At 39.9% G+C, this 26,428-nt stretch carries 23 protein-coding genes and 1 riboswitch; of the genes, 6 read left to right on the top strand and 17 right to left on the bottom strand.

From position 1 onward, the window contains the following. Positions 1–91: 91 nt before the first annotated feature. Positions 92–628 carry a hypothetical protein gene (locus ACFQV5_RS12915; protein ID WP_379247375.1) on the top strand — a complete coding sequence of 179 codons (537 nt, stop codon included), beginning with the start codon at positions 92–94 and terminating at the stop codon, positions 626–628. A gap of 141 nt (positions 629–769) precedes the next feature. Here the strand turns inward: ACFQV5_RS12915 and ACFQV5_RS12910 are convergent, their stop codons facing one another. Then, complete coding sequence (locus ACFQV5_RS12910) at positions 770–1,072, bottom strand: hypothetical protein (RefSeq protein WP_379247373.1); 303 nt, start codon at positions 1,070–1,072, stop codon at positions 770–772. 91 nt (positions 1,073–1,163) lie between these two features. Then, complete coding sequence (locus tag ACFQV5_RS12905; RefSeq protein WP_379247371.1) at positions 1,164–3,383, bottom strand: stalk domain-containing protein; 2,220 nt, start codon at positions 3,381–3,383, stop codon at positions 1,164–1,166. 183 nt (positions 3,384–3,566) lie between these two features. Here ACFQV5_RS12905 and ACFQV5_RS12900 point away from each other — a divergent pair, with 183 nt between their 5' ends. Both ACFQV5_RS12900 and ACFQV5_RS12895 read left to right on the top strand, forming a co-directional pair. Further along, complete coding sequence (locus tag ACFQV5_RS12900; RefSeq protein ID WP_379247369.1) at positions 3,567–4,172, top strand: cupin domain-containing protein; 606 nt, start codon at positions 3,567–3,569, stop codon at positions 4,170–4,172. A 227-nt stretch (positions 4,173–4,399) separates the two neighbouring features. Beyond that, a complete protein-coding gene (locus ACFQV5_RS12895; RefSeq protein WP_379247367.1) occupies positions 4,400–5,179 on the top strand; it encodes an arylamine N-acetyltransferase family protein in 780 nt (259 codons plus the stop codon). A gap of 106 nt (positions 5,180–5,285) precedes the next feature. Here the strand turns inward: ACFQV5_RS12895 and ACFQV5_RS12890 are convergent, their stop codons facing one another. The 6 genes from ACFQV5_RS12890 to ACFQV5_RS12865 all read right to left on the bottom strand — a co-directional run bounded on the left by ACFQV5_RS12890 (position 5,286) and on the right by ACFQV5_RS12865 (position 11,063). Then, positions 5,286–6,341, bottom strand: coding sequence for a glycosyltransferase WbsX family protein (locus ACFQV5_RS12890; RefSeq protein WP_379247365.1), 1,056 nt, complete (start codon positions 6,339–6,341; stop codon positions 5,286–5,288). Positions 6,342–6,397: 56 nt separating this feature from the next. Then, a complete protein-coding gene (locus tag ACFQV5_RS12885) occupies positions 6,398–7,489 on the bottom strand; it encodes a glycosyltransferase family protein (protein WP_379247363.1) in 1,092 nt (363 codons plus the stop codon). A 243-nt stretch (positions 7,490–7,732) separates the two neighbouring features. Further along, complete coding sequence (locus tag ACFQV5_RS12880) at positions 7,733–8,203, bottom strand: hypothetical protein (RefSeq protein WP_379247361.1); 471 nt, start codon at positions 8,201–8,203, stop codon at positions 7,733–7,735. Between the two features lie 38 nt (positions 8,204–8,241). Further along, positions 8,242–8,862: a DUF5701 family protein gene (locus ACFQV5_RS12875; protein ID WP_379247359.1), complete on the bottom strand. Its 621-nt coding sequence runs from the start codon at positions 8,860–8,862 to the stop codon at positions 8,242–8,244. A 129-nt stretch (positions 8,863–8,991) separates the two neighbouring features. After that, entirely contained in the window at positions 8,992–10,152 is a 1,161-nt protein-coding gene (gene purT, locus ACFQV5_RS12870) for a phosphoribosylglycinamide formyltransferase 2 (protein ID WP_379247357.1), read from the bottom strand. 78 nt (positions 10,153–10,230) lie between these two features. Next, a riboswitch (ZMP/ZTP riboswitch) is annotated at positions 10,231–10,311 on the bottom strand. Between the two features lie 32 nt (positions 10,312–10,343). Continuing rightward, positions 10,344–11,063: a YebC/PmpR family DNA-binding transcriptional regulator gene (locus tag ACFQV5_RS12865; RefSeq protein ID WP_379247355.1), complete on the bottom strand. Its 720-nt coding sequence runs from the start codon at positions 11,061–11,063 to the stop codon at positions 10,344–10,346. Between the two features lie 254 nt (positions 11,064–11,317). Between ACFQV5_RS12865 and infC the strand changes: the two genes are divergently transcribed. Together infC and ACFQV5_RS12855 are read left to right on the top strand one after the other, a co-directional pair. Further along, positions 11,318–11,791, top strand: coding sequence for a translation initiation factor IF-3 (infC, locus tag ACFQV5_RS12860; protein ID WP_379247353.1), 474 nt, complete (start codon positions 11,318–11,320; stop codon positions 11,789–11,791). A gap of 59 nt (positions 11,792–11,850) precedes the next feature. Further along, on the top strand, positions 11,851–12,615 hold the full coding sequence (locus tag ACFQV5_RS12855; RefSeq protein ID WP_379247351.1) for a spermidine synthase: 765 nt from the start codon (positions 11,851–11,853) through the stop codon (positions 12,613–12,615). Positions 12,616–12,688: 73 nt separating this feature from the next. Here ACFQV5_RS12855 and ACFQV5_RS12850 read toward each other — a convergent pair whose 3' ends face one another. The 8 genes from ACFQV5_RS12850 to ACFQV5_RS12815 all read right to left on the bottom strand — a co-directional run bounded on the left by ACFQV5_RS12850 (position 12,689) and on the right by ACFQV5_RS12815 (position 22,881). After that, complete coding sequence (locus tag ACFQV5_RS12850) at positions 12,689–13,099, bottom strand: VOC family protein (RefSeq protein WP_379247349.1); 411 nt, start codon at positions 13,097–13,099, stop codon at positions 12,689–12,691. A gap of 198 nt (positions 13,100–13,297) precedes the next feature. Next, positions 13,298–13,954 (bottom strand): bacillithiol biosynthesis deacetylase BshB2, encoded by a 657-nt coding sequence (bshB2, locus tag ACFQV5_RS12845; RefSeq protein ID WP_379247347.1) that lies wholly within the window; start codon positions 13,952–13,954, stop codon positions 13,298–13,300. Positions 13,955–13,977: 23 nt separating this feature from the next. Next, positions 13,978–14,322: a YojF family protein gene (locus ACFQV5_RS12840; RefSeq protein ID WP_379247345.1), complete on the bottom strand. Its 345-nt coding sequence runs from the start codon at positions 14,320–14,322 to the stop codon at positions 13,978–13,980. A gap of 219 nt (positions 14,323–14,541) precedes the next feature. Next, complete coding sequence (locus ACFQV5_RS12835) at positions 14,542–16,602, bottom strand: catalase (RefSeq protein ID WP_379247343.1); 2,061 nt, start codon at positions 16,600–16,602, stop codon at positions 14,542–14,544. 191 nt (positions 16,603–16,793) lie between these two features. Next, complete coding sequence (locus ACFQV5_RS12830; protein WP_379247341.1) at positions 16,794–17,867, bottom strand: AI-2E family transporter; 1,074 nt, start codon at positions 17,865–17,867, stop codon at positions 16,794–16,796. 186 nt (positions 17,868–18,053) lie between these two features. Next, the gene (locus ACFQV5_RS12825; RefSeq protein WP_379247339.1) at positions 18,054–18,818 is read right to left on the bottom strand and encodes an SDR family NAD(P)-dependent oxidoreductase; all 765 of its coding nucleotides are present in this window, start codon (positions 18,816–18,818) and stop codon (positions 18,054–18,056) included. A gap of 41 nt (positions 18,819–18,859) precedes the next feature. After that, entirely contained in the window at positions 18,860–19,417 is a 558-nt protein-coding gene (locus tag ACFQV5_RS12820) for a hypothetical protein (protein WP_379247337.1), read from the bottom strand. 266 nt (positions 19,418–19,683) lie between these two features. Beyond that, positions 19,684–22,881, bottom strand: a complete 3,198-nt coding sequence (locus tag ACFQV5_RS12815) for a bifunctional cytochrome P450/NADPH--P450 reductase (protein WP_379247335.1) — start codon at positions 22,879–22,881, stop codon at positions 19,684–19,686. Between the two features lie 339 nt (positions 22,882–23,220). On the opposite strand from ACFQV5_RS12815, the gene ACFQV5_RS12810 reads away from it, so the two are divergent. After that, complete coding sequence (locus tag ACFQV5_RS12810) at positions 23,221–24,117, top strand: LysR family transcriptional regulator (RefSeq protein WP_379247333.1); 897 nt, start codon at positions 23,221–23,223, stop codon at positions 24,115–24,117. Positions 24,118–24,177: 60 nt separating this feature from the next. Here ACFQV5_RS12810 and ACFQV5_RS12805 read toward each other — a convergent pair whose 3' ends face one another. Beyond that, on the bottom strand, positions 24,178–26,319 hold the full coding sequence (locus ACFQV5_RS12805; RefSeq protein WP_379247331.1) for a hypothetical protein: 2,142 nt from the start codon (positions 26,317–26,319) through the stop codon (positions 24,178–24,180). Positions 26,320–26,428: the final 109 nt, after the last annotated feature.

Below are 26,428 nucleotides of genomic sequence, written 5' to 3'. Positions count from 1 at the left end.
ATTCGTAATTTACATTTCATAACAGCTAATATTGCTAAAAATGTAATTTCAGTCTATGATAATAGAACTATAAAATGGAGGTTATTTTCTGGTGAAAAAGTCTTTAGCACTACTACTGATTATGATATTAGTTCTTTCACCTTCTAAAGCATTTGCAGAAAACTATACTCTTTCTACGGTAAACAAATTGTATTTCGAAGATTATAAGACACGGATAAAAGAGGTTAAGGATGCCCAAAAACTTCTGAAGAATGGATCGTGTAATGACGTAATATTGTTATCTAAGAAATCTCAAGCCTCAACTGAAAACTACAAAAAACTAGTTAAAAGTAAAGCGAGTAAAACCACATTAGCTTCAGCTAAAGCTTTAAGAGATCAAGATAAAAAAGCCCTTAGTGCAGCAAGGAAAGTCTGTTCCAAAAAAATCAATGAGGCAAAAAGAGAGAGCAATGCTCGACTTAAGGAACTAGATAATTATAAGAACGAACTTGCTAAAATGATCTTGAACCATTTGAAAGAGAGAGACCAGCTCTCACAAGACAGTTTTAATAAACAAGTATATGGTGGATTAACATATATAGATGAGACATTCACTTCGATAACACAATCATTAAAGACCATCAATTAATCATTAACAAGGAACATAATGTTATTTAAGTTGATTTATCTTCGTTTCAAAGAAATCTACATAAATTAGAAGAGGGTATCTCATGGCCATTCCATTTGGCCTTTGAGATACCCTCTTCTTCATTTACAATCTTTAAATTCATCAATCCAGCAAAACATTCAAACCTAATAAGAACATTCCTACGCCTATTCCTAAGTGAACTCCTCTTGCCAACCACCATGGAAGAATTTTAAAGAACAGTCCTACAAATAATCCAGAAATAATTCCAACAACGGCTCCAAGCAAGTACCCCAATACGGAATCAGCTGAAATATTCCATAAGTTAGGTCTTACTGCATAATCATCAACACTTCTACTCTGATGAACTTCTTTCGTAATATTGAAACCATAAATAATTGCCATAATAGAAATTAGCCAGAAAACGATTGCTAAGAACCAATCCAAGAAGTTGTACTCCTTTCTAAGCTGCTTTGGTTCCGATGAAACTCATGGGTTAATGTTCATTGTATAACGACCTTCAATAATAGAACAAATCTTATTCCGGCAATGGAGTGAACAGTAAGTTGACTGGGAGATTACTACCCGGTGCTGCCGTCAGCAAAATCTCAACCTTTTGCTCATAGTCTCCGGTGCGATAGAGTACGGCTTGCTCATCCGGTTTCACTTGACCTTGAGTATAGATCGGAGTAATTGTACCATTCACCATCGCATAACCGGAATACTTCCCGCCCCTTGGATTGAAGGACACCAGCGTATTTGGTGCGACGCGATCCAGCGTAATTTTATAGAGCACTCCAAAGTTACCAGCGTTTGATGTTGGGTCTCCACGCATTGGATCCATACCATCTAGGTTAGGGTCATCTGCATTATCGCCGAGAATCAATCGCTGAGCAACGTCCCCTACCGGTTCCATATATCGAATTACACGTGTGGAATTGGGATAGGTTCCCCGGTTATGTACCCCATCTCGATCCAGAATAGGCAATTGATCCAGAACAGCCAATGGATCTGACTTCTCATCAATCATAATCACATCAAATTGGAGCGGGGAATCGCTATACACATCTGAGAAAAGGGATATAACATCGCCTTTCTTCATTCTCGTCTTGCTAAGCTCAAGCATAACAAGCTTCCGTTCTCCTGGCTTTAGCGTGAGCGTCGATTGCTTCAAACCATCTTGCATGGATTGGAAATAATTAAGAACTGACTTTTTGCCTGCTGCTGTAGCGATATAAGATGGGCCTGCAAATCCTAAATAATCCGTTCTTAACGTTGCTTCCGTTTCATTTATATTTGTAGCTACCACATACATTTTCACATTCTTTGTTAAATTGTTAACATGGTGGATCATGAATCTCATATCACCACCCACAGTTTCCCGATATACAATACCTTCACTGTTTACTGTTTCCGGGCTATTACTCCGAATCAAAGTGCTAGCTTCATCTTCAAATGAGTAACTAACCTTGGGTCTAGAAGGAACTGATCCGCTATCAAAAGTGAATTTCTCACCCTCCGGAATAAAGAGCATATTAAAATCATTTTCATTATGAAGAGTTTCATCCGTTATGTTAATCGTCGTTTCATACGAAGCGGTTAACCCTTTATTGTCCGTTACGGTCAACTTGATCGTTTTAGGGCCCGGTGTGAAATAACCATACGCTTTATTCTCCCACTGATGGCTCGCGATTTTATCATCGTCGTAACTTTCATCTGTGATTGTGATCAGCTCACCCATTTTATATTCCGTTTTATCCGTTGTAAATGACGCTACAGGTGGTTGATTCGGCTTGATGACCGTAATGGTCTGAGTATAAGGATCACTCCAAGAACCGCTTGCATCCTGAACAGAATAACTAATTATGTATTCACCTGGTGTATCATATATATCCTGTTTGCCTTCCCAGCGCTCATTAATGATCTGAAGACCTGAAGGTGATTCGGCTTCAGTCTTATATGTAACTGTTGTCTCTCCAGCGAAAATCTCTTTCTGTTCAACCGTAAATTTAGCGACTGGTTTCGTTTCCAGATTAATGATTACCCGCTTACCCACGTTATCTGCTTTGTAAGGAATATCCAACGCTTGAGTGATAGCTGTTAAAGGAACCATAAAGGTGTTTTTAGTCTGATAAGAAGTTCCTTTCATCGCCTTTGTTACGCCATTCACTGTATAATTACTGCTGTTTGTTTTGAATCGAAGTTCATTGCTTCCTTTGGTGATAACTGTTTCTTTCGTTTTCTTATCGTAAGTGACCTTGAAACCGACACGGTCTACAAGTGCACGTATTGGCACATAGGATACACCTTTCTTAACTTCCATAGGTTGCGGAGCGTTGTATGTCTTTCCGCCATGTTCCATTTTTGTGCTATTAAAGTAAAGAATGAGTTCATTTAGATTCGATGCTGGTATTTCAGGTATAGCCTCTTCTTCAATACTAGTACTATCACTTGGTGTTTCAGTAGTCCCAGATGTTGTTCCATCTGTAATTGTTTCTGACGGTTCTTCATTAACGTCACCGTTAGGCATTTCTTTAGTTTCTTGGGTTTCTGTTGCTGTATTTCCTGATTCCTCCTGAGTTACTTCCACTGCCTTACCTTCGGCTGCATTCGTTACTTCTGAATCTGTATTTGGTACCTCTTGTGCGACCACCCTTGGTAATAAATCCGTGTTACTTGATTCTGCTAAGGCAGGAATAGCTGTAGCTACTTGTGACAGGGCTAATACGGTAACAATAGACAATTTCTTCAGTTTCATTCTCAGACTCCTTCTATCTCTAGTTTAATTTTCCAATGCGTCTTATATATAAACGCTACATTCAGGAAATAGTTTCTAAATTCGCTAAATTAATCGCTTATAGTGACGTTTGTTAGGGATCGACATAAGATATTTCTATCTAGGGTCAAACACCCATCTTTATACAGAAAGGCGGTCATACAAATGATTTCCTATATGGATTTTACATCCCCCAATGTTCAATACTTCTATGATTTAAGCAATAATCAATTTTTCCAAAAAGACAGCCAAAATTATATCAACGCCCTCTCCGTTAATCAATTAAACACACTGGGCAATGTTTCGTTGCTTGACATTTACCTTAGTAAATCCAATGTAGTCGAGCCTCATACCCATCAGAACGCTTCTGAGCTCGTTTTTTGTATTTCTGGAGCAGCGATTGTATCTTTAATTAATCCGTTCACCAAGCAACTGATTAATATCCCCATTCAACCAGGCCAAGTAGCGAATGTCCCTCAAGGCTGGTGGCATTATGAGATTGCAACAGTTGACAATACACATCTATTAGCTGTCTTTGATGCACCAATACCAGAGTTTATTGCTGGTTCTGATTTGCTGCGATTAACCCCAGCCAATATATTCGCTCATACTTACTGCTTGGATGAAGCAAAAGTAAAAGAAACACTAGCCCCGATTACAGATACGGTAGTGATCGGACCACCAATTAATTGTAAACAGAATAACCAGGAACATTATAAACAACATGGTCATCAGCGACAGTGTATCGGGAATGGTTGGCAGAATCGATAAATCTCTTCATGAACCGTGAACATGGATCACCTAAACTTGAGAAAACGAATATTAAATAAAAAGAGTGTCTATCAGCAACTCTATTAGGAAAGTGCTGAAAGACACTCTTTTTATGCTTTGTTAATAGACCACCCGAACAAGAAAATCCATTATTTGACTCGAAGGAATCAAAACAATTATGTTATAAACATATATATACTGTATAGGAAGGTGGTGCTAATAGATTTATGAATACTCAACCTGATGTAAAACGATATCTGGAACGTATAGGTTACAACGGGCCCACAGATATCAGCATCGAAGTACTTGCCCAGTTACAAGAACATCATATCTATACCGTTCCTTACGAAAATTTGGATATATTAGGCGGTATCCCGCTTTCACTAGAAATTCCAAATTTATTTGATAAAATAGTGACTCGTAGGCGAGGCGGTTATTGCTTTGAACTAAATGCGCTATTCGGCTGGCTATTACAGGAGCTTGGATTTCACGTAACACATTATTTTGGCCGTTTCTGGCGTGGAGAGACGGACACACCTATGAAACGCCGGCATCATATTTTGCACGTTGAAATAGATAACAGACGATTTATCGCAGATGTTGGTGCAGGATCATCTCCACTTCAACCGTTAGAATTGATTGAGAATATTGAACAAATACAAGGGGATGAAACTTATCTACTTCAACATTCCGCACCGTATGGCTGGATGTTATACGAACGAAAAAATGGATATCTAGATCCTATTTATTCCTTTACCGAAGAAGAAAACTTACCCCAAGATTATCTGACTACCTCGTATTGGTGCCAGTATTCACCCGAATCCGTATTTAATAAAGGTGCTAAAGTGTATATCCGTACCCGAGAAGGTCGAAACACAGTAGATGGGCAAGAGTTTCGAATTTTCTCATCCAAGGGAGTACATACCTTTTCACCGTCCAATCCGTTGGAATACGCCGACGCTTTGTTAACTCATTTTGGAATCAGGCTCCCGTTTGAAATGAAATAATCGAATACATTAATAAAGCATCTACATCGATTTATCGATGCAGATGCTTTTTATTATTTTCATCCCAATCAGAGGAGTCAGTTTACTCGCATTAGACATGTAATGTCTACATCCCGTTTTTTTCCAACGCTGTTTTCACTTCATACAGAACAGAATATCCGTAATCATGATCAGGTTCCAAATAAGCTCCTTCTCCCCATTCATTCCATGCGTTTATAAACATAAATTCGCTACCGTATGCATGTTTTGCTCTAGCCATCTGCTGTGTTAAATACCAACCGAATTTTTGCGGAGTCATGCCAACAGTACTTAGTCCGTTATATCCTTTTCTAGGTGTGTTATCCCAATTCACAAACGCTCCAGGGTATACTGGTTCACCGTCTCTATGAGGTGTCCTCTCAAGAATATTTGTCCATACTTTATCGTAATCAACCGCTAAATGCTTTTTATTCTTAACGGGTATTTCTATCCAAGGATATTTTATATTACCGTGTGCAAATGTGTAATGCGGTTCAAACTCCATGCTGGCATCAAATCCCTCTTGGTTTGCCAATGGAAATCCTCCCAGTGTTCGCACGATATGAATCCCTTTCAAGCCATTCTGCTGCGCAAGTATTCTCCAATGATGGATCATTTCTTCACATCTCGGTATACTTGCGGGTCTATAAATAAGAAAAAGAGGTTTATCTTCAACGCGAATGTAACGCTTATCTCGAAAGGCTTCCAACAGATAATAAAAATGTGTTGTCCAATCTTCTTCGTCGCCGTAATCCTGCGGCATTAACACATCGTGCTCCATTCCGTCCCATCTTCGAGTCCAAGGCTCGTTAGCCCAAGATAAGCAAAAAGGGAAGTTTGGAGTTTGGTTATGAAGTATTTGTTGTAATGGTCCTTCCAATAGCTGTCTGCCTTTAAACCAATAATGATAATAACAAAATCCGTAAATTCCGTATGTCATGGCGGTTTCTGCCTGCCATTGCCTCGCTTTCGGATCCATTAAGTTATAATAGTAGTTACTCAAAGGTAATCTAGGTTGTAAATGTTTAGGATATAATGGAACTGCTTTTTTTACATTTGTCCACTCGGTAAATCCTTCTCCCCACCATTGGTCATTCTCAGGGATTTGATGAAACTGAGGTAACACTATGGCTATGAGTTTCAATGACAATACCTCCTTGTTGAGAGTAAGTAGCTTTTAATCGCCCTCATGATGACTAACTAATTAAAAACGATATCAAGCAATTGGATACCTCTCTGCAGAAAAGAGTGATTGTATTTGTTATCTGCCATAGCTCTTGATGCTACCAAGCGTCTTTGATCAATGTTAGACCAATAATATTCGAATTGACAGGTAAGCTCGTCAAGCGTGGAAAAAGTTATAAAATCATCCCACTCAATTCCGAAACCTTTATCCGTATTTTGTTGAACCATTTGAAACGTTCCACACGCTGACACCTCAAATTTCTGAAGCAAAATATTACCGTAATTAATGACAATTCTAGCCCCGTTATAATATTCGGCTAATTTATCGCTCGAGGGGATTGAGAATACGGTAGAATTCAATTCCTCCCATCCATTTCCATAGACAAACACCTTTTTGCCCGATAACAGATTAGATTGAGCAAATGTATGCGTTGCATGAAACGGATCGGCGTTTCCAAGAATCAGTACATCCGACTTATAACAAGTTGCCACAAATTTGGGATAGAATTTGCTGGTATTAACAGCAAAGGGTAAATAATGACATTCTGCGTTACGAGTAAGCTGGTAAGCTGAAATATTGCTGGGTAGTTGTGTGAATACATAGTCAAATAACGGAGCCATTATTATATGTGAAGTTGTCGCGCCTGTTTGATCTGTTTGCCATACAGCTTTTTTCACATTGGTAGCTCTTAATTCTTTAGCAATTTCGAATGGAAGTGTATCCTCTCTGTTAATAACCAGAATAAGATCAATTTCATTTTGGGATAAATGATTGGCTAATTCATGTGCATACTTAACGAGATAAACATTTTTAACTAAATATCTAAGCTGCTCTTCAAGCAATATTTCATAAGGTCCTGTTATTGTCTCTGAAGGTGGTATTAATAACACAAGGTTTAACGTTTTATATATGATTTTGTTATTAATGATACCTTGTTGCTGATTATCTCTTAACAATGTTATCTCACTCTGTATACTGGACTGATAATCATGCATCGTATTTTTTTCAGGTAATAATTCTTTGTTTATTGAGGTTATCACTTGTTCCCTGATCCATTTATTATGATCCTTTAAATTGAAAGGTCTTTTTATAAAATTTTTTTTCATAAAACCTCTCCTCATATACAGCAATCCCTTTGAAATCACTTATTCTAAGATATGCGTATGTAGCTTCATTTGAGTTAGGGTGTTCGCCCTAAAATGATAGGTTCTATGATCACACTATTTTTCTATGAAATCAGGGCTCCGGATCCCCTATCCTCGCCATACAAAGAGCTTAAATTAGCTTTTCAAACAACAAACGCCGCACTCAGCAAATTTGAGCACGGCGTTTTTATATGATATCCTTGGCTATCTATTATTCATCAATGCAGCACAATGATCTATTAAGAAACAAAAAGTTCGATTATGTCCTATGAAAAAAGAAGACACGTCGTACCTTTTTCTCCCCGGTTCATAAGTCAATAAGGCTCGATTCTTCATTACATTCACAATAATTCCAGCAAATTTTTCTGCGTAAGCTCCATCCATAAAAGTAATATAGGCATATAGTGAGTGATCCAAGGGCTCATCCAAAGGACTTACACCAGCGCAAGAATACTCCGTTTGTATCCCTATTTGCTTCAGCTTACTAAGTGCTGGATAAATCTCCGTGTCTACATCGACGCCATCAAATATTGTGGTCCTTTTTCCCTCCTTACGCACTTTTGTCCTGTTGGTCCAGTTCTCAAGTTCAACCTTACGACGTCTCCAATGTTGGTCAGAGTGTTTGCTCAGAAGCACTTCACCTTCGCCAGAAATATCTACTTTACTTTGCTGCATGTGCGTCTTATCCTCTCGTATACCAAATAATATGGATATTAAATTCCAGCTCTTAGGCTACAAGAAGCGGAGCCTAGCCATGTGTGAGGGTTACCTGCCCAGCACCATCCCAACTTAGGCTTATTTTCACTTATCCATAAAGCGGTAACTCTCTTGTCACCACACCGGGAGCCAAGCAAATAAAACCCATTATTCTTCATCAAAATATCAGGATAATGCGTAATAAGAGCAACCCCCTCCTCTAAGGTGAGCGGTGATCTACTCTCATTACTGATAATCTGGATAGCTTCATTAGGTGTAATATTACGTGTTTCTTTTCCAGTATCGATATCGATAACCAGATATGCCATTCCGCCGGGCAGCTCTATGCCTTCAATAGGTTTAAATCTTTGGACCTCTTCTGCATCCAATACACTAAAACCTTTTTTATTTTGTCGTTCAACAAGCTGCATGGCCCTTTCCCCGTTCATCCAGTCACTCTTTATGACGATAACAAAGGGAATACGGCCTAGCTCTTCATATTTATCTTCAGTAAATTTGGTTTTTTCTCTAAGTGGTTCGATTTGTTTCATAAACTCTTCTGCTTCAAGTCCCATTATCTCGGGATAACCTTTGGAAATTAAATTCTGAACTTGTCGATCAAACTCATTATCAATCATTTGTATATCCCTTCCCTCGCTTGAACTGCTCCAAATACTATTCTACAACATTTGATTCTAAATATAAAAAAGAAGCCGGGTATAAGTTGTCGTTTGCAACTCATTCCCGGATCTCGTTATTCTTAATATCTATGCTTTCTCCACCGATAGTCCATCCAGCGCTTGCTTAGCACGAGCTCGTGCTTCTTCGACTGATTCCGCTGTTGATAAAGCTACAGCCATTCTCCGACCAACCTTACTAACCGGCTTTCCAAATACACGTACCTGCGTATTCTCTACAGCTAAAGCCTTTTCTACACCCGTAATTCGATAGTCTTCCAGTTCGAGCTCTGCTTTCAGAGGTCTGCTGGCACCTGGAGACAACAACAAGATCTCCGGAATAGGGTAGCCTAGGATTGCACGGACATGAAGCGCAAATTCAGATAAATTTTGTGTAACGAGTGTTACTAACCCCGTATCGTGAGGCCGAGGAGAAACTTCGCTAAAATACACTTTATCCTGTGTCAAAAATAATTCAACGCCAAATAGACCATAACCACCAAGCTCATCAGTAATTGTTCTTGCAATATGCTTAGCTTCTTGGACCTGCTTCTCTGTCATGGGATGAGGCTGCCAGGATTCGATATAATCACCGCTCTCTTGAACATGACCAATCGGAGCACAGAAGCTAGTACCACTCACGGAACGGACGGTAAGTAATGTAATTTCAGATTCAAAGCGGATAAACTCTTCAATAATGACCCGTCCGTTCTGAACTCGCCCGCCTTCCATAGCAATATTCCAGCATTGCTCAATATCCTTCTCCTCACGGCACACACTTTGACCTTTACCCGAGGAACTCATAAGCGGCTTGATGACACAAGGGAAACCCATCTCGTGGACTGCTTGAACAAACTCTTCATAGGTATCCGCAAATTTGTACCCTGCTGTTGGTAAACCAAGCTTCTCAGAAGCGAGCCTTCGAATACCTTCGCGATCCATCGTCAGCTTCGCTGCCCGTGCTGTTGGAATCACTCGATGCCCTTCTTCCTCCAACTTCAATAATTCCGATGTCGCTAACGCCTCAATTTCCGGGACAATGAGATCCGGCTTCTCTTGTTCAATAATTTCTCTCAGCAACTTCTCATCCAGCATATCAATAACATAACTGCGGTTTGCTACCTGCATAGCAGGTGCATGTGCGTAACGATCAACAGCAACCGTTTCGACCCCTAAACGCTGCGCTTCAATAATTACTTCCTTCCCCAGTTCTCCTGAACCAAGCAATAGCATCTTTTTAGATTGTAACATCGCCTTATCCCTCACTTTATCTGATTGTTCTAACTTCATTTGCAGATAAATAAAAGAGGCAAGGAGAAATAAACTCCTTACCTCTGCCCAGGCGTACGGCCACTGCTACTAATGTGCTCCCTCATGGTTCCCCATGCTCCGCCAGTCACACATCAGCTTTTCATTTGTCATTTATTTCGTGTTGAAAAGTACTAGTCTTCGTAGTCAACATTATGGAACACTTGCTGTACATCTTCCAAATCTTCAAGAGCATCAATCAATTTTTCAAACTGTGGTACCGCATCTTCTGGAAGCTCCACATAATTTTGTGGAAGCATCGTTAATTCAGCGACCGTAAATTCAGAAATACCATTATTTCTGAAAGCTTCTTGAATCTCGTGGAATTGTTCTGGTTCTGCATATACGATGACAGCATCTTCTTCTTCCATAATGTCACGAACCTCAACATCGGCCTCCATCAATAATTCGAATACTTCATCCAATGTTTTGCCCTTAACACCAATAACGGCAGTCGCATCAAACATATACGCAACTGATCCACTTACACCCATATTTCCGCCGTTCTTGTTAAAGGCAGAACGTACATCTGACGCCGTACGGTTCACGTTATTCGTGAGCGTATCTACAATAACCATAGCCCCGTTAGGACCAAATCCTTCATAACGAAGCTCCGTATAGGTTTCTTCTGAACTTCCTTTTGCTTTATCCAAAGCACGATCGATAATTGCTTTAGGTACGTTATATGTTTTTGCTCTTTCTAGAACAACCTTCAGAGCTCGGTTTGATTCAGGATCCGGCTCACCTTTTTTTGCTGCTACATAAATTTCGACTCCGAATTTTGCATATATACGACTTGTATTTGCATCCTTCGAAGCTTTCTTTTCTTTGATATTATTCCATTTACGACCCATGATGTTCCCGCTTTCTTTATAAATTTTACTTTTCTATTATAACATCTTACTTCGTGATGAAAAAACTATTCATCCGAAGAAGTATTTTCTCCTCAGATTGTTCCATTATATACAACTTTATCTCTCGGAAGCAATGACGGACATCTCAAGTACAGGTATAGTATAGAACTGTTCTCTAGTTCGAGTTTGTTGATATCGCAACTGACGAAAGGTATGATAAATACAAAGTTTAGAACGAGAGGTATGATGAAGTCATGATTAAGAATGAGAAAATAAAAGCTCTAGAAGTAGAGCTGACAGGTATAGACGGTGAGGATTTAGGCATTGTTTCTACAAAAGAAGCCCTTGAGATGGCTAGAAAGTTAAAGGTGGATCTTGTATGCACATCCTTATTCAGCAGTCCTCCTCCCTGTCGTCTGGTTGCAGCCGGGGCCGTTAAAGAGGAGCGTCAGCAAGCCCGTAAGAAAGAACAACCTGCCAAACTGAAAGAGATCCGGTTGACGCCAAATATTGAAGATCATGACTATGAGACGAAAAAAAGCCAGGCTGAAAAGCTATTACGTGCAGGCCATTCTGTCTCACTCGTTGTCCGAGTTCAGGGTAAGGAAGGACCTAAAGCTAAGGCTCTACTTGAAGAGCTGATTCAAGATTTAAAAGAAGTTGGACATAAAAAAACAGGTATACAACTTAGTGGCAAGCAAGCCATGGTGGAGCTTGAAGCCCGATAACTGCTACCGTTCTTACGTCTTCGGATAAAGAGCATAGCTATGAATCTATCTTTAGTTCATTGAAGGAGTACATTGGGTTGCATACACAGCATATAGAGCATGAATACAATCAAGAAATTATCGTATTAGACACAACCGAGCTGTTCGGAGAGAAAGGTCATTTTCGCGTCATGCAGTTCTATAACGAGGCAATCCAAGGAGCAATTGATCTGGATCAACCGGAGCGGGTTTTATTTGAATACCCGAAAGCGATCATTCATCTCATGGAATTGAATGATCCCTCTTTCGAAGATATGTTTGTGATCGGACATGGAGTCGGAACCATACCCCGTTATTTCTCCCACAAACGCTGTAAAGTAGCTGAACTAAATACAGCCATTGTTAATTTAAGTCGTCAATATTTTGGTTATACCCTGGATAATGTCACCATTGGTGATGGCCGGGAAATACTCGAAGCTGAACTTCCAGAAAGTTATGATTATATTGTTTTGGACGCGTTTACTGAAAAGGGCACTCCCCACCATCTGGTGTCATGGGAATTTTTTAAGATCGCATTCGAAAAGCTCGATTCTCAAGGCTTTATCCTAGTCAATCTTATTGGAAGAAGCGAACATGACCCTATGATTAATGCGATTTACACGACCATAAGTCATCAATTTCCATACGTTAAATCTTTCTCACTCCCCTCCGACGCTTCTGCGGAGAACCAGAATATGCTGATAGTTGGCGGGAAGAGACCGATTAAATATCAATCCAAACACCTTTCGGGTTTCAACGAAATTGAATTGGGGTTCGGATATATTATACGAGACCAAGACTTTTGAAACGTAAGCATATCTTTCATAAACCAAAAAACATCGCTCTTATGCGATGTTTTTTTGGTTTAATCTATTATTGTTAACCCACCATACTTGGATCCATATACATAACTTCCCATAAATGACCGTCTATATCTTCAAAACTCCAACTATACATAAAACCGTGATCTATAGGATCGTTCGATTTCCTTGCACCGGCATCCAAAGCCTTATTTACGATTTCATCCACTTGCTCTTTGCTATCAGCTGATAAAGCAAGGATCACTTCTGTTGTTGCTGCGCTATTGGAAATTTCTTTATTCGTAAAGGTTTTGAAAAAATCTTCAACCAATAACATTACAAATATATGATCACTGATCATCATACAAGTTGCGTTCTCATCCGTAAACTGAGGGTTGAATTCAAACCCGATTTTCGTAAAAAATTCCATCGATTTACCCAGATCCTTAACCGGCAAGTTAACAAATATTTTGTCCATTTTCAATGCCATATTCAGCTCTCCTTATCGTTAATAATTTATTCTTATAATCGTATGTATAAATCTCATCATCTATATGAATGTCTGCCAATATATTACTATAAATTACCATTAATATAAATATAAACTTATCGTTTTTCTAATAAATAATATAAAAAAAAGCTCCATCGCCATAAAAGCGATAGAGCCATAACTTCGTTCTATAAAAAATTATGAAAATCGATACGTCCAGAATGTTTCTGTAGCGAATCGTTTATTAATTTCTTCGGGACTTAGTTGTTTGCTGCCTAATAATTCAGCTGCTTGGAACTGTGAGCGATGAGCTTTAATGGAATTCATCTTTTGCGAAATAAAACTTGTCACATCATTTGCCACATCCGCTTTACCAATTGCTTGTTCACAATTTTTTGCGAAAGCAATGCAATGCACGGTTGGCCGATCTTGTTCCGGTAACTTTTGAATCGTCCGAACGACCGCCGCACCAGTGGCATCATGGTCTGGATGAACACTATAACCTGGATAAAAGGTATAGACTAGTGAAGGTTGAATTTCTGTCAACAAAGCTTCGATTACTCCATCCAGTACTTTAGGATCTTCAAATTCAATCGTCTTATCATGAAAGCCGAGTAATCTCAAGTCTTGGATCCCTATAGCACGGCATGACTCTTCCAATTCCAATTTACGAACGGATGGCAGAGTAATCCGGTTTGCAAAAGGCGGTATGCCCATGTTGCGCCCCATCTCACCAAGTGTCAAACATGCATATGTGACATGGTTGCCATTGTGGATATGCTTGGCCAACGTACCAGATAAGCCAAAGGCCTCATCATCCGGATGTGGTAATACAACCAGTATGCGTTGATTCATTGTTCTCATCTCCTGTTCTTTCTTTAAAAGGGCTCACGGCTCAGGTGCAAAGCAACGACCAGTTTGCCTTGATTGTCATGACCAGCCAAAATCAGGCGCTCTGTCTCGCTTTTATCATAATGTGTTAACCCTTCTGCATATACCCAGCCCTGCTCCATCTTTAATCCCACCCGGTATGGTCCGTTTCCAGAAATCGATCCATGGGAATAACGGATTTTAGCATTTGTAATAAAATTCGCAGCAGGATGTTTCGTACTATCGTGATGGGAAGCATAGGCTCCCGTTGTAAGCTCAAGATGTATGTAGAGATCTTGATCTGCCAGCTTATTGATCATGTCTTGGATTTCTGATTGATGAATGAGCTCCATATTACCCTCCGTGATAAACAAAATACGTGCATTTAAGAGAAACTAATCATTATTCTAGCATATTTATTTATAAAGAAAAAATGAAACTACATATTTCATTGATTGTTACTTAAAAAAAGAAAGCTTGAAAATCGAGTTCAAATGAAAAAACGCAGAAAATGAAGATAGCTTCACTCTCTGCGTCCTTATATATTCTATTAATTTAAAGAAGTGTGATAATTAAACCGTTCTTGACCAATGACGATGCTCGGCAATAGCATTTACGAAATTATTACTGAATTTTGTGATATCTTCGTTATCCTGGGAAACCACAATACCAGCGCCTTCTGTTTTAGGCAATAGTTCTGCTCCTGCATCCAAAGCACCAATGGGTTTAAAATGCTGATAAGCTTCTTTCACAAAATCAATTGTCTTGGATTCTTTGAGTAGATTATTTACACTCTCTCTGCCTCCAGCAATGAGTACAGCATCAAATAATACGGAATCTGCGCCAAGCAACGAATGTTTTACCTCAAGTCGCCCTAAACCGTCACTTGTTACAAAACCGAGTTTAGGACTAACGACTTCAGCCTGTACCCCTGACTTCATTAATGTTTCGAGTACAGCTGACAGTTCTGCATCCTGATAGCCATCAGCTACTAGAACAGCTACTTTTCGAGTACTCGGAGATTTAATCGTATTCATCATACTGAGAGCTGGTGAAGATTGTGTCGATGCCGCCCCTTTATTTTCAGGAGCAATTGTGCCAATCCCTTCGGAAACACGAGTAGCAAGATCTCCATCAACATTCGCAAGTGTATCTACAACTTGTTGTCTAATTTCTTTCCTCTGTACTTTCGAAAGCTCAAATTGAAAACCCGATACAATATGCTGCTTCTCTACATCAGACATACTATTCCAAAATAAAGATGCCTGACTGTAATGATCTTTGAAGCTTTCACTACGCTGACGGACTTTTCGTCCTTCTACTTTCTCTGTATAGTGCTCATATCCACCTTGTTCTGCAGGAACTGGCCGTGGATAATTATTCGCAATTCCACTCTTATGATAACTTGCCTGCCCAGGATTAATCGTCATACGGTGCATACCATCACGCTGGTTATTATGCACAGGAACAATAGGTCGATTAATAGGAATCTCATGGAAGTTTGGACCACCGAGTCTAGTCAACTGAGTATCCGTATAAGAGAATAAACGCCCTTGAAGTAATGGGTCATTCGAAAAATCAATGCCTGGAACGACGTGACCAGGATGGAAGGCAACCTGTTCCGTTTCAGCAAAGAAATTATCTGTATTACGATTAAGTGTCATTTTACCAATAATACGTACAGGAATCAGCTCTTCTGGCCATAACTTGGTCGGATCAAGTATATCAAAGTCAAAACTATACTCTTCTTCTTCCTTAATCATTTGAACACCCAGTTCATATTCCGGATAATTGCCATTTTCAATGGAATCCCATAAATCCCGGCGATTGAAATCAGGATCTTTACCCGCCAATTTCTGAGTCTCATCCCAAACAAGTGAATGTACACCGAGCACGGGCTTCCAATGGAACTTCACAAAATGCGCAATACCTTCATCGTTTACAAATCGGAATGTATGTACACCGAATCCTTCCATCATACGGAAGCTTCGTGGAAGTGCACGATCAGACATCGTCCATAACACCATATGTGTACTTTCTGTATTATTGACTAAGAAATCATAGAACGTATCATGTGCTGATTGTGCTTGTGGAATCTCATTATGCGGCTCGGGTTTTACAGCATGAATAAAATCCGGGAACTTTATGGCATCCTGAATGAAAAAGACGGGCATATTGTTACCCACCAGATCATAGTTTCCTTCTTCAGTATAAAATTTCGTTGAGAACCCTCTAACATCCCGCACAGTATCTGCTGATCCACGTGATCCCGCTACCGTTGAAAAGCGAACAAATACAGGTGTTTGAACGGAAGGATCCTGTAAAAATTTTGCTTTAGTGTACTGTCCCATCGATTCATACACCTGAAAATATCCGTGCGCACCAAAACCTCTAGCATGAACAACTCTTTCTGGAATACGTTCATGATCGAAGTGAGTCATTTTCTCTCTAAAATGAAAATCCTCCATTAAAGTAGGTCCTCGTTCTCCTGCTTTTAAAGAATGCTCATCCTCAGAAACTTTCAAACCTTGGTTCGTGGTCATTTCTTTCCCGTCATCATGAACCCGAAATTCCTCCAGTTGCTGATCCTTGATCGTTTTGTTCTCATTGTTTGAATTTTCGCGATTGTTCATTAGTGTTCAACCTCCAGTTTGTAGTAATTGAGGATATGACATGTAACCTTAGAAAACTATCTACTCCAACTCATTAGCTCGGTGAATTATTACCCTTTCAAACAAGGTACGAATCCTTCTTCATCAGTTCTTCATTTAACAACAAAAAACACGTGCATTAAACTGCACGTGTTAAATACTTGAATTTGCTATTAAGCGGCTTCCCATTTGTCCTTGAAAAATCTGGCATAAACACGAGTCACTATAATTTTGATAACCATGTATACCGGAATGATAACGAGAATCCCAACAATACCGAACAAGTCACCACCTGCAAACACCAGGACGATTGTCGTTAACGGATGGATCTCGAGCTGCTTACCAAAAATATAAGGTGCAATAAGATTATCTTGAATCTGCTGTGCAACCAATATGATAACCAGAGACCAAATCGCAACAGAAGGTGACTCAACCAACCCGACAATAACAATAGGCACCGAGGAAAGAATCGCACCCACAAAAGGAATGAAATTCATGATGACTGCGATGACGGTCAGCAACAATGCATAAGGTAAGCCGATGAAGATAAACCCGATGTACATTAACACGCCGAGCGCCAAATTGACCAATACTTTACCAACGATAAAGTTACTAAGCGCCTTATCAATATCGTTCATCGTCTCTAAACCCTCTTCACGGAAACGCTTAGGCATGAAACTGACAATTTTCTTACCGAATTTCCCGCCCTCTTTCAACATGTAATAGAGGAAAATCGGGAACGTGAACAAAATAATAGCAAAGTTAGAGAAGAACGAGAACAAACCTGTAATATAGTTTGAAAGAAGGGCAAATCCCTTATTTAAATACTCCGTGATTTGAGTCAGTGTATTCGTATCCTCTGGAAAGATACTAGCTAGGAGTGGGTAACTCTCCAGTTTCTCAAGCTGATTTGCTAATGAATTAAACAGAGCCGGTGCATTCCTTTCAAGCGCCTCAACTTGCTTACTTAACGAAGGCCACACACCCCAGATAAAGCCCACGATCATAATGGCAAACACGACATAAAGTAGCAATATTGCAATCGTGCGTCTAAGCTTTAACTTCTCCAAATAGTTAACCAACGGTCTGATTAAATAGTAGAAGAAACCTGCTAACAAGACGGGAACAATAATGAGCAGACTAAACAAAGAAAGTATAGGTTTAAAAATAAAATCCACAAGTGAACCTAAATAGATAATTATCAAGACTAAGATGACACCAATACACACTTTATAAAACTTGTTCATTTTGATCTGAGTGGCCCCCACAACTTTAATTTATGTATGTTTATATTTATTAAAGTATTATAACAGAACATAACGTCTATCCAAAATCGAGCCAGCAAGTCGTCAAATCATTATTTCTTTCCCTTTCAGTCTTTCGCTAAAAACAATAAAAGATACGAATAATTCGTATCTTTTACACCTTAATACCTATATAGACGGCATGATGTTCCCACCACATACCGGTATGAAAGCCCCCGTTGTAAAAGAGGCCAAATCTGATGCTAGAAATGCAACCATATTAGCTATTTCTTGATCGGTTCCTCGGCGTTTTAATGGTACGGATGCTGAATACGATTCACTGTGTTCCGTACCATTTTCACGATCCCTTTCACTAACGGTCCAACCAGGTGCGACTTGGTTCACTGTTATGCCATGTTCTCCAATCTCTTTCGCGAGAACACGATAAACGCCATCCATCCCCCGCTTACCGGCTACATATGCAGATTGTGTGGGAAAGTTCTGCATCGAACATTCCGAATTGATCCCAATGACTCGGCCTCCCTTACGTTCAATCATAGCTGGTACAAATGCTTGAGCAAGATACACGCTCTGCATAACAGATGATCTAAACTGACTTTCATAGTCGGCGGCAGATTGTTCTAGTACCGAAGTCCAGTTATATTGCTCGACCGCATTCGCTACGATGATATGAGGTAATTCTCTAAAATGCCTGAAGATCTCCTCTTTCATTTTGAGAATCGATTCTTCATTTGTTATATCTGCTTGTACGATACAAGCTTCTCTCCCCATGTTCTTAATTTCTTCTTGAAGTTCCAAAGCCTTCTTATTGCTACTGTGATAATGAATAACAATTCTTGCACCACATTCTGCAAGCGTTCGAACCATGACTCGCCCTAGTTGGCCCGTCGCTCCCGTTACCAAAGCTATTTTACCTGACAAATCTATATTCATAATCTATGAACTCCTTCGCTTTATATAATTATCGTTCTCTATTATTTCGTTGAATCTATAAACTGTTTCAATCCCTTATTTAACTCGATGATTTGACGATATTCATCATTTTTATGGATATCTAAAGTAATCTTCGCGCCTTCATGATGTTCAGGAACATAATAAACTTCTGATAATAAGTCTAATAATAGTTCAGCCTTAGTCAAAATCATCGACAAACTCGTTTGATCTGCCTCCGTGAATCCGCCTTGTGCTCCATAACTCTTCTGTAATCGCTCTGTAATTACTTTCATGTTCTTAGCAATCGGCGATAAAAGCTCTGCATGAACAGCAGTATCAACTGTGCGTGAGTAGGCTTCAACGACTGATATGGTCGTATAAAGATCGTTGATCGAATTGAGAGTTAGCGGCTTATCCTTGTCTTCTAAAATTGTAGTGTAACCATGCCATACTTCATATAGAGATGTACCTGTAATACTTTCTAGGGTTCCTTTTGAGCTGTATGCTCTATTCTGTTCATTGTACAGAAGTGTAGAACAAACCAAAATAACAACAATCAGACCTGACATTACCAAAAATAGACTGCGGTTTTTAAGCAATAATATTAGCTCCTTAACATTGAATCATCCCTTGATTAATAAGGTTCAATTCATAAGATGGAATATTACACCATATTATTATAATTGCTTTCCATCTTTCACACCACCCGAAACGCTCTTTTCATAAAATCTACTCACTGGTTTGAAGCATTACTCAAACTTCAAAGTAAAAAGCCGGCCTCTAAACTTGAGGTCGGCTTTTCAACGTATACTAGAATTCGATACTATTTTCTGAGTCTATCATTTTTAAATTATCCTTCAAAAAATCAATCACCAGACCATACATCTTTAGCAAATCGGCCTTCATCCTGAAGCTGCTGTAACCACTTGGCTGCTTCCTTGTCATCTACTCCAATCATATTCTTGTACGCTTCCTGCAGGGTTTCTTCAACCTCAGGAGCCATCTTTCTTCCATCTCCGCATATATATAAATGACCACCTTGGCGTTCCAAAATATCAATCATTAGTGCAGACTCTTCTTGAATTAGATGTTGAACATACGTTTTTGGGGTCCCTTCGCGTCTGGAGCATGCTATATGAAGTTTGACCAGTCCGTCTTTCTCAAATTGCTCCATCTCAGATTTGTAGATGTAATCCATATCATTACGGCATCCATAGAACAGATGTGCTTCTCCGACATTACTTCCATTCTGTTTCATCACACTACGAGACTGTAAGAATCCACGGAATGGAGCTACTCCGGTACCCGGACCAACCATAATAATCGGCGTTTCTGGCTTATCCGGCAGTCGGAAGCTGGATTCCGGCGTGCGAATAAACATGACAATCTCTTCCCCAATCTGAAGATTTGTAAGATAATTCGAAGCCACACCATAATATTCACCTTTACCACTCCGTGCAGTTCCGTGCACTACCCCTACGGTAATCGAAGCGGAATCCGGACTTAGCAGCGGAGAACTGGATATAGAATAATATCTTGGTTTTAATGGCGGGAGCAGTTCCATAAAACGTTCAAAAGGCATTTCACATGCCTCGTATTTTTCAAGCAAATCTAACATACTCACGCGTTTATTCAGCACCTGGCTGGTATAAGCCGCTTCTTCTAGGAGTTCTTCTAGTTCCCGCTTGTGTGGGGGACAGACCGTATATGCTGCAAGCTCTCTGAGCTGGGCACGACTAGCCGCTTCCTGAACTTCAACGCTATGGCTGAGCAGATCGTACAAGCTTACAGGACGTCCTAGAGGAAGATGAGCTGCACTCCGTCCACTAGATGAAAGAACAAGCAATTCATTTCCATTCAAATTAAAGCGACGCAACACTCGTTCTACATTTAAACGGCTGTTTGCAGGCAAAACGCCAAGATGATCTCCTTCTTGATAGGTTACTCCTTCTGGAAGTGCAATCTCAATATGAGTCGTGCGGCGCCCGCTTTCAGTTGCTTGGAGATCTCGATGACCGATGATTGCTGCACGGAAAGCGTCATAAGTTTGTGCAAGTGGTGCTCCGGCTACACCGTGAACGAACTTCACAGTTAACGAATTTCTTTCCTTTTCCGCTGCTTGATTCAATGTAAGATCATATTCTTTAATCAGATCTGCCCAGAATTGATTTTTCCAAGCATCAAGTTGCATTTCGAAATCTCCACTGGCATCACCTTCACCACGTGCCGAGATCCGCTTAGCTCCCTTTGAATGCAGTATCTCGTCAATCATTCTTGGCACAGCTTGATACGTACTGGCCCATGTCCGATCTCCGCACCCAAACACCGCATATTTCACACCTTTTAACTCATCTTGCTCCAATAGTTCCAGCCATTGTACAAATTCGCGCGCATTGCTTGCAGGCTTACCATTGTAGGATGCAGCCACGATAACAACTGCGCCTTCTTTAGGAAGATTATTGATCCGACTGTTTAATGAAGCCGCTTCTGCCTGAATTCCTTGAAGTTTTGCAATGTCTGTAATCTCTCTCGCAATACTTTCGGCTGTTCCCAGATTAGAACCGTATAATACGAGCAAAGGTACATGCTTTCCTCCTGTCACAGATACCCCTTGAACAACATCCTTATTCTGTTGATTAGGGTTATCCATTTGCTCGCTTGATTCCAGTGTATTTAGAATAGGTTGTTGCTCGCGGACACGAACTTTAATTTTGAAATCATCAGGTTTCAGGGTTAATGTTTCCTTCACTTTCAACTGATAATGATGAGTATCGATGAATTCAAAATGCTTTAAAATCATTCCGAGTACTAAAGTAGCCTCGTGCAATGCAAATTGTTGTCCGATACATGCTCGTTGACCGTTACCGAAAGGTTTATAGGCATTCACTGGCACCTTACTTTGATCTTGAAATCTTTCTGGGCGGAATACATCTACATCTTCACCCCATGCCGATTTATCTCGATGAAGCTTAGGAATTAAGACATTGACACTCTCCCCTTTATGCAGCTGAAATTTACCTGCCAGCACGGTATCTTCCTTCGCATAAACCGAAAAAGCCGGAGCTGTTGGCCAGAGCCGCAAAGATTCGTTCAGAATCATCCGAATGTATTTTAGATCCAGAACTTGTTTATAGGTTGGAGTAGGAGCAGTCAGAATCTGGTCTACCTCTTTGTATGCTTTTTGCAATACTTCTGGATTATTCATCAGATAGTAGATTGCGAATGACAGCAGTCCGCTTGTCGTTTCGTGACCCGCAATAAGAAACGTAATAATCTGATACCGAATATTTACATCATCTAACCCTTCACCGGTTTCAGGATCTTTACTTGATAACATACGTGAAAGTAAATCTTCCGCTTCCCCATCCTCACCGGATTTACGCTCCGATATAATTTTATCCACTAAAGAAAACATGGTTTCAACATCCTGTTTAAATTGGCGTTTCGTCAAGACTTTCAATGTATCCTGAATGCCAAGCCGGCTAAGCTGACTCATTGCCTCATCTAGTGCCCTAACCATGCTTGTAATGAATGGATGGGGCTGCTCGCGATAAAAGCTGTTAAATCGATAATTGAAGCCGCACAGCCCAATCGTGTCCAGCGTAAGGCGGGTCATATCTTCCGGCACATTGACACTTTCATCTGGATTCAAGCGTGCCCATTTTTGAACAAGCTGAACAGCAATATCAACCATCATGGAATGATAACTCTGCATCGCCCTTTGGCTAAAACTTGGAATGAGGATATTATGGGCTTTTTGCCAGTTTGGCTCTTCCGTCCAACTAGTAAACAGGCCATCCCCTCCAAATGAACGTACCTTTTGAAGCGGTGCCCATACTCGTTTATCAAAGCGGTCCTCATCACAGGCATCTGCTACAAGTTCCTCACTCGATATATAGACATCGTTACGTCCTTTAGGAAATTGCATACGAAAAATGGGGCCAAGCTCATAAGAAAGTTCTGTCAATGATTGAATTGGCTTTTCCATATCAAGTAAAGGTAAATTGCCTAAAGGACCGTATGTTTTGGGTTGTGGAATTTGAAATTCCTGATTTGTTGTCATGTTATTTTTCCTCCTGATTCTCCTCCGTTTTGTAAACAGCATGTTGTCTATAATGACTCAATCATGTCAGTGACTTGCAACACCTCTTCCTTTCTATAATCTGTAACCGTTATTGACATATCTGAAAAACGCATCAAAATAACAGTAACATATGTTAAAACCTTCATAATATGTACTAGAAGTATACAGGACTCAACTTTCAGTTCAGACAACCTGACAAAAACAATCTAGGCACTTAGGCATTTGACCCTAATCCTCTAGGAAACTATACTTAAAATTCAAGAAATAAATAGAAATGAGGGTTTACTTAACTAAAAGTATAGTGAAAGAGGAAATTTCATGAATATTGAACAACTCAAATACGTTAGACATGTTGCCATGAGTGGTTCCTTTACTCAAGCAGCACAGTCATGTCATATAACTGTTACTGGCATAAGCCGTGCCGTATCGCAATTGGAAGCGGAGCTTGGCATCAAAATTTTCATCCGTTCACGGAGTGGTGCAGAACCAACGACTGAGGGAAAAATGATTATAAGTAAAGCCAACCTCATTCTAAATCAGTTGGATGAGTTAATTACGGAAGCTAATAGCTATAAAGAAATGAATGAGGCGAAACTACGAATTTCTACTATTCCGGGGCCAACCTCATTGCTTATCGAAGTCTTAACGGGACTACGAAAAGAGTTTCCAAACATTCATTTGCAAATTTCGGAACAGGGAACGACAACGGTGCTGAATGATGTGCGTGAAGGTCGCAGTGACGTAGGATTTGTTCTATTTAGCGAGGAGAACATACAAACCCATAAAGGTCTGCATTTTGAGCAACTGGTTAATGGTCAATTGGTACTTGGAGTGAGCAGACATTCGCCACTGGCAGCACTTAAACATGTCACGATTCATGACCTAACTTCATGCCAGTTTGTAGTATACAACGATCCTTATATTATTGATTATGTAAACCATTTAGGAGATTCTGTTGAAGTTCTATTCACTAGCAATAATATTGAATCCATTCTGAAAGCAGTCAACGAAAATATAGCAGTCACAATAGGAACAGAGTATTCATTTCGTGCTAATCCGCTCGTAGATCAAGGCGATGTCGTAGCCATCCCTTTAGAAATGTCTCTTCATGAGATTCCCTATCTATGGTCAGTCTCATCCCTAAACAGTCATACATCTAAAGTTGCACAAATATTCGTCAAGCGTACGATAAACTTGATGAGAAGAAATCAGTAAGATATTAATATAATGTACAAAAAAAGCCGCTTCCTCATTAAAGGAAGCGGCTCATTTCTATTATTTTACATATACGGTGATCGAAACCGTTTTTGAATCTATTTTCGCTTTTATTCGGGCGGTACCTTTAGCTAATGCTTCAATTTTGCCATCGGTTACTTTAGCAACGGCAGTATTACTGCTTGTCCACTCTGCACCGCTTGCTACATTGCTAGTCTTTCCTGTGTCATATTGCGCTGTTAATACGACTGTTTTAATATCACCAGGTTTTAAATTCAGCTTATTTTCACTTGCGACTAGTTTGCTCAGTTTCGGTACAACATTAACTTTCACACTTACATCAATTCCTTGGTATGAGCCGCTAATGGTCGCTTGCCCTTCACCTACAGCCTTAATTGATGTTCTATTTACTGTTGCTACGGATGAATCAGAGGATACCCAGTCCATTTTAGTAGAGAGCGTAATTGTTTTACCGTTAGCATAATAACCGGTTGCCTTAATCGATTTCACTCTCTTGATATTCAGGTCAACTGTCTCAGGATCGACAACAATCTTAACAATCTCCTGTTCGGCAATAACCGGAATTTTGATGCTTTGATTTAAATAAGTGCCTTTAAGTGCTGTCGAGCCTTTCGTAAGCCCTTTGATCTGATCGTCCTTTATTACTGCAACAGCTCCAGTTAATGACCACTCTACTTTAGATGTTACATCCTCTTCTTCACCGTTTTCGAGGATAGCGGTTACCTTTGGCAACTCTTCAGATTTACCTATTATAATCTGGTAATCCTCAATGGAAGGTAACAGGATTAACACTTTCTCGTTAACCGTAACCGGTATTTCAGTAACTTCTCTTTTGCCGATTTTGCCAGTCAAGACCGCGTTTCCTTGTGCTCTGGCTTTCACCTTACCATCTTCAACAGTAACAATGTTCTCATCACTTGTCGTCCACTGAACATATTTTGTGAAATCTTGTTTTTCGTCATCAAGAAGTGTACCCGTTACTTTCGGGGTAGACTTAGACTCATCTTTAAGAAGTGATAGTTCACTTTCTTCAACATTAAACTTGGTAACCGTTGGGAAGACTGTCACTTTAAACTCTTTTGATATTCCAAGGTAGGACGCTTTGATTGTCGAAGTTCCTGTTGCCATAGCAGTAATCTTACCTGCGTCTACAGTAACTGCAAGCGGATTAGAAGAAGTCCAGGTCGCCGCTACTTCTTGAGAAGTTCTAGCTGCATTTCGAACTGTCGTCTTAATCGTCGTTTTATCATGCAGGAACATGAGTGGATTCTTAACAAATTCCATCTCGTCCAAGATTAAAGCTTCATAAGGATTTCTAACATATACATCGATCTTAGCCGTGGTTCCCAAATAAGTTGCTGTAATGGTTGCTTTCCCTAAAGCTACAGGCTCAAGCTTGCCATCTACGATTGTAGCTACGGATTTATCAGAAGACTTAAGCTCCGCCTTAGCTGTTACATCCGTACCTAGACCTGTTTCGGAATCAGATGTTCTAGCGTACACCTGAAGTGCAACTGGATCATCTCCAACGAGCATCTCTTGATCTTCACCAGGTTCAATCGCAAGTTTCTCATAAGGTGTTATTACTTTCACTTTAAAGGATGCTTTAAGACCTTTATATGTGGCCGTTACCGTTGCTTTACCTATTCCAATCAGGCTCAATTCACCTTTGTTTACGGTAATGACACCCTCGTCCGATGAAACCCATGTAGCTTCCGAACTTACATCATTCGAACCGTCAGCAAGTGCCTTAACTGAAAGGCCTTCGCTTCCGAGTTTATACTCAACCTCATCGGCTGCATCAATCTTAAACTCTTCAGCTGCATAACTGGATATCACTTTAATGGTGTTTAATGAACCTTTGTATTTTGCCGTAATGGTTACTGTTCCTTTGTCTAATGGCGTAAGAAGACCACCATCTACTTTAACTGTTTTGGTGCTGGAAGATGTCCATGTGGCTTCATTCGTCACATCTTTTTTCGCAGTGGATCCTTCGATTGTTGCCAGTACTCGAAGCTGTCTAGTTGTCTCGGTAACCGTTAGATGAATTTCTTTCTCATCCGTGTCAAACTCAATTGATGTCAAATCCCCATTAGCAGCGAATACGCTACTTGGAAACACCATAGCCAACATCATCACAATAACCAGAGATAATTTGGTTGCTCTCCTGTTAACGATCATTTGTTTCTCTCCTTTGTTCCTCTGTTACATAGGTATTTTCCAGTACTATACCAGTTTATCGACATCTATCACTTTGATTATTACCCTTAGACAGAAAAATAGGTAGAAA

The organism is Paenibacillus sp. GCM10028914 (assembly GCF_042666275.1).
Classification (GTDB): Bacteria; Bacillota; Bacilli; order Paenibacillales; family Paenibacillaceae; genus Paenibacillus_AQ.
Note: the sequence above shows the minus strand (reverse complement) of the source record. Positions and strands in the feature narration are given on the sequence as shown.